Here is a 6,059-nt window from a genome sequence, read left to right on the forward strand (position 1 = left end):
CCCTTACAGCCGGATGCCGATCAGGGCGTAGGCGACCAGGGCGAGTTTCTCGCGCAGCAGGTACGAGCGGTCGACCTGGGGGCTCAGGGGGCTGGCACTCACGTTGGCGTCTAGGCCGATGGCGCGGGCCAGGGCCAGTGCGCGGGGGGCGTGGGCTTCGTCTGTGACGAGGGTCAGGGGGGTGTGGGGGGGCAGGGCAGCGCGGGCGTTCTGGAGGTTCTGCACGGTGGTGCGGCTGCGTTCCTCGGCAATCAGGTTCCCTGCGGGCACGCCGCGCCTCTCAAGGTAAGCGGTGCCCACGCCGCCTTCCGTGTAGGGGTCCCCGGCGCGGCGGCCCCCCGTGACAACGACCCGCTGCACGTCTCCGGCGCGGTACAGGGTCAGGGCGTGATCCAGGCGGCGCTGGAAGGCGGGACTGGGTTTCCCGGCGTACTGGGCGGCTCCCAGGACGACCAGGGTGGGGTGCGGCGTGGTGGCGTTCGGGACGCGCAGGTTGGGGGTCAGGACGAATCCTGCCACGAGCAGGGCCGCCACAGCCAGTGGCAGCAGGGTGAGGGTGGCGCCCCGGGAACGCATCCCTGGCAGCGTAGCATGAAGAAAAAGATAAGCCAGCCGGATGGTGCGCAGTCACCTTGCGCTCCCGTCCGGGCCTGCGGGCCGCGCCCGGCTGGGCGAGCCGGGCGCGGCGCAGCAGGGACCCCGCCGGGACAGGGGCCGACCGTGTGGAACTTCAGCCGGAGCGGGAACGGGAACGCGTGCTACGCTCAGCCCGTACCCCGGCCTACGGGGGAGAGACCTTACCTATGCCCAGAACCCTTGTTATTGTCGAGTCGCCTGCCAAAGCCCGCACCATCGAGAAGTACCTCGGACAGGGGTACGCGGTGGAGTCTTCTATCGGGCATATCCGTGACCTGCCGAAAAGTGCGGCGGACATCCCGGAGAAATACAAGGGCAAGGCCTGGGCACGCCTGGGACTGGACGTCGAGCATGACTTCCAGCCGCTGTACGTCGTGTCGCCCGAGAAGAAGGCGCACGTGGCGAAACTCCGCAAGATGGCGGCCGAGGCCGATGAGATCATCCTGGCGACCGACGATGACCGCGAGGGCGAAAGCATCGCGTGGCACCTGTTTCAGGAGCTGAACCCCAAGGTGCCGGTCAAGCGCATGGTGTTCCACGAGATCACCCGCGAGGCCATTCAGGCGGCGATTGCCAACCCGCGCCAGATCGACACGAACCTCGTAGAGGCGCAGGAGGCCCGCCGCGCCCTGGACCGCCTGTACGGGTATGAGGTCAGCCCGGTCCTGTGGAAGAAGGTCAGGCCGAAGCTCTCGGCGGGCCGCGTGCAGAGCGTGGCGACCCGCATGCTGGTGGAACGCGAACGCGAACGCATGCGCTTTGTCAGTGCGTCGTGGTGGGACCTGCTGGTCACCGCGAAAACGGCGGACGCGCAGACGTTCCCGGCCCGCCTGACCGACGTGGCTGGCCCGGACAGGACGATGCAGAAGCTGGCGCTGGGCCGTGACTTCGACCCGCTGACCGGTCGCCTGAAGAGCGGCGTGACGGCCCGCCTGCTGACCGAGGCCGAGGCCCGCGCCCTGCAGGGCGGCCTGACCGGGCAGCCGCTGACCGTCACGAGCGCCGAGGAGAAACCCTTCACGCAGAGGCCGTACCCGCCGTTCATCACGTCCACGTTGCAGCAGGAGGGAAGCCGCAAGCTGGGCTTTGCCGCCACGCGCACCATGCGCGCCGCGCAGCGACTGTACGAGCAGGGCTACATCACGTACATGCGTACCGACAGCACCAACCTGAGCACCGAGGCGGTCACGGCGGCCCGTACGCAGGTCACGCAGATGTACGGCCCCAGTTACCTGTCGCCGCAGCCGCGCGTGTACGCCAAGAAAGCCAAGAACGCCCAGGAGGCCCACGAGGCGATCCGCCCGGCCGGGAGTGCCTTCCGCACGCCCGACAGCCTGCGCAGCGAACTGAGCGGCGACGAGTGGCGCCTGTACGACCTGATCTGGAAACGCACCGTGGCCTGTCAGATGGCCGACGCGCGGGGCCGCAGCCTGCGCGTGCGCCTGGGCGGCCAGACCAAAACTGGCGAGGCGGTCGGCCTGAGTGCCTCTGGCCGCACCATCGACTTTCCCGGTTTCCTGCGCGCCTACGTGGAAGGCAGCGACGATCCCAGCGCCGCCCTGGAAGACCGCGAGACGCCCCTGCCGCCCCTGAAAGAAGGAGAGCGAGTCACCGCCGAGAGCGTCAAGCCCGAGGGTCACGACACGCAGCCCCCCGCCCGCTACACCGAGGCGTCGCTGGTGCAGTCCCTGGAGGGCGCGGGCATTGGCCGCCCCAGCACGTACGCCAGCATCCTGGGCACCATTCAGGACCGTGGGTACGCCACCAAGAAAGGACAGGCGCTGGTGCCCTCCTGGACAGCCTTCGCGACCAGCGCCCTGCTGGAACACCACTTCGCGTCGCTGGTGGACTACGACTTCACCGCGCGGATGGAAGAGGACCTGGACGACATTGCAGGCGGCCGGGCCCAGCGGGTGCCGTACCTGCGGCGCTTCTACCTGGGCGACCACGGCGAGGGCATGGCCCTGCGGCCCCTGATCGACCGGCAGATGGGCGAGATCGACGCGCGCTCCATCGCCACCATCAGCGTCCCCCGCCTGGAAGGCACCGGGATCGAGGTCCGCGTGGGCCGCTACGGCCCGTACATGGAACGCGCCGATCAGAAAGCCAACCTGCCCGAGGACATGGCCCCCGATGAACTGACCGCCGAGAAGGCCGAGGAGATCATGGCCCGCCCCAGCGGCGACCGCCCCCTGGGCGTGGACCCCGAGACCGGGCACCCCGTCGTGGCGCGCGCCGGACGCTACGGCCCGTACGTGACACTGGGCGATACGAACCCCCCGGCGCGCAGCGCCAGCCTGTTTCCCACCGACGACCTGGGCACCCTGAGCCTGGACCGCGCCCTGAAACTCCTGAGCCTGCCCCGGCTGGTCGGCACGAGTGACGGCGAGGAAGTCTGGGCGCTGAACGGCAAGTACGGCCCGTACCTCAAGCGCGGTACCGACAGCCGCAGCCTGACCGGCCACGAGCAACTGTTCGAGGTGGGCATTCAGGAGGCCGAGGCGCTGTTCCTGCAACCCCGCTTCGGGAAGGGCCGCGTGGCCGCCCCGCCCCTTCAGACTTTCGAACTGGAGGGCCGCGCGCCCATCCTGCTGAAATCCGGCCGGTTCGGCCCGTACCTGACCGACGGGGAACGCAACGCCACCCTGCGCAAGGGCGAGGACGAGGGCACCCTGAGCGCCGAACGCGCCCTGGAAATCCTGGAGGAACGCGGCAAGGAACCCAAGAAGAAACCCGGCAAGGCCAGCCCTAGGAAGGCAGCTGCCAAAGCCCCGGCCAAGGCGGGCGCCAGGAAACCCGCTGCCAGCAAGAGCAGCACCGGCAAGGCCAGCACCGGCAAGGCCAGCACCAGCAAGGCCAGCACCAACCAGAGCAGTACTGGCAAGGCTGCTCCCAAGAAACCGGCGACCAGAACCGCCGCCAAGAAGCCTGCCGCGCCCGCCAAGGCCACCTTCACCTGGCCGCAACTCAAGGCCCACCTGGGCGTCCTGAGTGCCCAGGAGCAGCAACTCGTGACTGCCACCCGCGAACAGGGCCGAAAGGTCGAGGAAGTGGCCCCCGAACTGGGCCTGGATGTCAAGAAAGCCAAGGGCATGGCGTTGCAGGCCAGTAAGAAACTGAACCAGGCGGCGCGCGGACAGTAGCGCTCGGCCGATCACGGCCCGCCACCTTGCCTGGAGGTCGGTGGCATCACGCGGCCGGGCCTTCGGTTCGGGGAGGTTGGCGTCGTGAATCGTACGGATTCCGATTGATTCCACCACAGTCGGAACAGCGCCGTCAGCGGCTCCATATCGTGAAGGGGCGTATGCTGTTCCTACTTGCATCCGCTCGGATTGATTCGGAACTACACCAAATCAATCGGAATCCGTATCGGACGAATTCCGTCTGTTTCGCTGACAGGTCCGGAACATCACCGGGTTGCCAGATTCACGTCCGGAACCCGTTTTGCTCCACGGTCCCCGTTTTCCCGTGCCGGGGCGTGATATGACGTGGAACATTCCTATGCCTGTGAACCGATCTGAAGCTCCTCAAGCCCTGCACCTGCCCCGGCTGGCACAGGGCACGCCCGGCGAGTGGGTGCGGTTGCCCGGCGGGAACGTGCAGGTCGTGACCCTGAGCGGCACGCTGACCGGCCCGGCCATGTCCGGCTGGCTGGTGTGCCTGACCGGCGAGGCGGTCGTGGACCTGCCCCTGGGTAACTTCGTGCGCCTGCGCCCCGGCGAGGGCTACCACGTGACCCCCGATCAGCCCTGGACGGCCTTCGGGACCCGTGACGGCACCACGCTGCTCCTGGGCGCCGGATGGTCCGGATGACCCGCCCAGTCCCGCACACCCGCGCCGAGTACCCGTACCACCACCCCACCCCGACCCGCTGGGCGGACAACGACGTGTACGGACACGTGAACAACGTGACGTACTACGCGTACTTCGATACGGCCGTGAACGCCTACCTCGCCGCTCGGGGTGCGCTGGACATTCACGCCGGAGCGGTGATCGGGCTGGTCGTCGAGAGCGGCTGCGCGTACTTCGCGCCCGCCGCGTTCCCTGAACCTCTCAGCGTGGGGCTGCGGGTGGGTCGCCTGGGCAGCAGCAGCGTCCGTTACGAACTCGCCGTGTTCCGCGAAGGGCATGACGCGGCCTGCGCGCAGGGGCATTTCGTGCACGTGTACGTGGACCGGGACACCCGCCGCCCCGCCCCCCTGCCCCCCGCCCTGCGCGCCGCGCTGGAAGCCCTGCAACCCGGCTGACTGTCGCCTGTCTACCGGAAGGCACGCGCCCCGCAGCTTCCGTGCGGGGCGCGTGTTTCTCAGTAGCTGAGGTTCAACGTTTCTTCTTCGCGGCCCTGGCCGCTTCCTTCGCGGCTTTCTGCTCGGCCTTCTGGCGCTCCTGCATCTCGCGGCCCATGTCCTCAAGCAGTTGCGCGCCCTGGGCGTCCACGCTGCGCTGCAATTCCAGCAGGGTCGTGGCGACCATGTTGTGCAGCACCCGCTCGATGGGCGTCCTGATCCAGCGGTACATCACGCGGGCGTTCAGGGTCAGGGTCACCTCGGTCCCGCCGGGCATGGGTTTGAAGGTCCAGCCCTGCGTGAGTTTCTCCACTGGCCCCACGTTCCGCACGCTCTCCCAGCCGCCCCGCTGCGGCGCCTGCAACTGCCCGTACTTCGCGGTGAAACTCAGGCCCAGCAGGCGGCGCGTGAACTTGAAGCGCACCAGCGCGTTGTTCGTCAGCCGGGCATTCTCGCCCTCATAATCGGCGTTCGCGAGGTTGGGGTCCCACTTGACGCGCCGCCTGGGTTCCAGCGCCAGCCGGTACAGCACGTCCGGACGGGCCCTGACCACGATGGTCTGCTTGATGCTGATGGACTCGGACATAGTAACCGTCACTGTAGCGCGAAGCCGCCCGCACCCGCACCGGGCCGGTCATCCGGACTCCGTCCGGTTCATTACCACCTCCACTCCCGAAGTCCGTTCTGCTCCTCCTCGCTTCACCCGGACCCGGCGGTTTTGCACAACCATTCAATCGGAATCCGTATCAGTCAAGGAACGCCCGCGCTGGCAGGTGCGTCACGCGCAGGTTGAAGCGCTCGGCGTACTTCACGCCCGCCAGCCGCCCCACGCCCGCGCGCCCCTCTAGGAAATGCTCTTTGGTCCACTGCCAGCGGTAGAAGTCGTGGTAGTACTCCATCACGCGCGCCGCCACGTCGATGGTGTCCGTGATGTTCACACTGAACTCTGGGTACGGACTGGCCGGCGCGTGGTACTGGTAGAAGCGCACCGGTTCGCGCCACGCGTCCAGGCGGCGCAGGTCCTGACCGCCCAGTGTGGCGTCGCTGCCTCCCTCGTTCACGATCTTCGGAATGCGGGCCAGCGTGACCGCGTCGAAGGCGATCTTCGCGGTCATGCGGTGATCCGGGTGCGGGTGA

5 protein-coding genes and 1 pseudogene are annotated in these 6,059 nt (G+C 68.2%); 3 read left to right on the forward strand and 3 right to left on the reverse strand.

What is annotated here, in order from left to right; all coding sequences use genetic code 11:
* Positions 1-3 precede the first annotated feature (3 nt).
* Positions 4-576 (reverse strand): YdcF family protein, encoded by a 573-nt coding sequence (locus QZ271_RS13635; protein WP_291432391.1) that lies wholly within the window; start codon positions 574-576, stop codon positions 4-6.
* A 227-nt stretch (positions 577-803) separates the two neighbouring features.
* Here QZ271_RS13635 and topA point away from each other — a divergent pair, with 227 nt between their 5' ends.
* The 3 genes from topA to QZ271_RS13650 all read left to right on the forward strand — a co-directional run bounded on the left by topA (position 804) and on the right by QZ271_RS13650 (position 4,883).
* Positions 804-3,779 (forward strand): type I DNA topoisomerase, encoded by a 2,976-nt coding sequence (gene topA / locus QZ271_RS13640; RefSeq protein ID WP_291432393.1) that lies wholly within the window; start codon positions 804-806, stop codon positions 3,777-3,779.
* Positions 3,780-4,137: 358 nt separating this feature from the next.
* Positions 4,138-4,449, forward strand: a complete 312-nt coding sequence (locus tag QZ271_RS13645; RefSeq protein WP_291432395.1) for a hypothetical protein — start codon at positions 4,138-4,140, stop codon at positions 4,447-4,449.
* Positions 4,446-4,883, forward strand: coding sequence for a thioesterase family protein (locus QZ271_RS13650; protein ID WP_291432397.1), 438 nt, complete (start codon positions 4,446-4,448; stop codon positions 4,881-4,883). The genes QZ271_RS13645 and QZ271_RS13650 overlap by 4 nt, the downstream gene beginning before the upstream one ends.
* A 73-nt stretch (positions 4,884-4,956) precedes the next feature.
* On the opposite strand, the gene QZ271_RS13655 is transcribed toward QZ271_RS13650, so the two are convergent.
* Positions 4,957-5,508 (reverse strand): SRPBCC family protein, encoded by a 552-nt coding sequence (locus QZ271_RS13655; protein WP_291432399.1) that lies wholly within the window; start codon positions 5,506-5,508, stop codon positions 4,957-4,959.
* 160 nt (positions 5,509-5,668) lie between these two features.
* Positions 5,669-6,059: pseudogene (locus QZ271_RS13660) on the reverse strand (PIG-L family deacetylase); the annotation flags it as partial.

The sequence above is a fragment of the Deinococcus sp. genome (assembly GCF_018260555.1).
Classification (GTDB): domain Bacteria; phylum Deinococcota; class Deinococci; order Deinococcales; family Deinococcaceae; genus Deinococcus.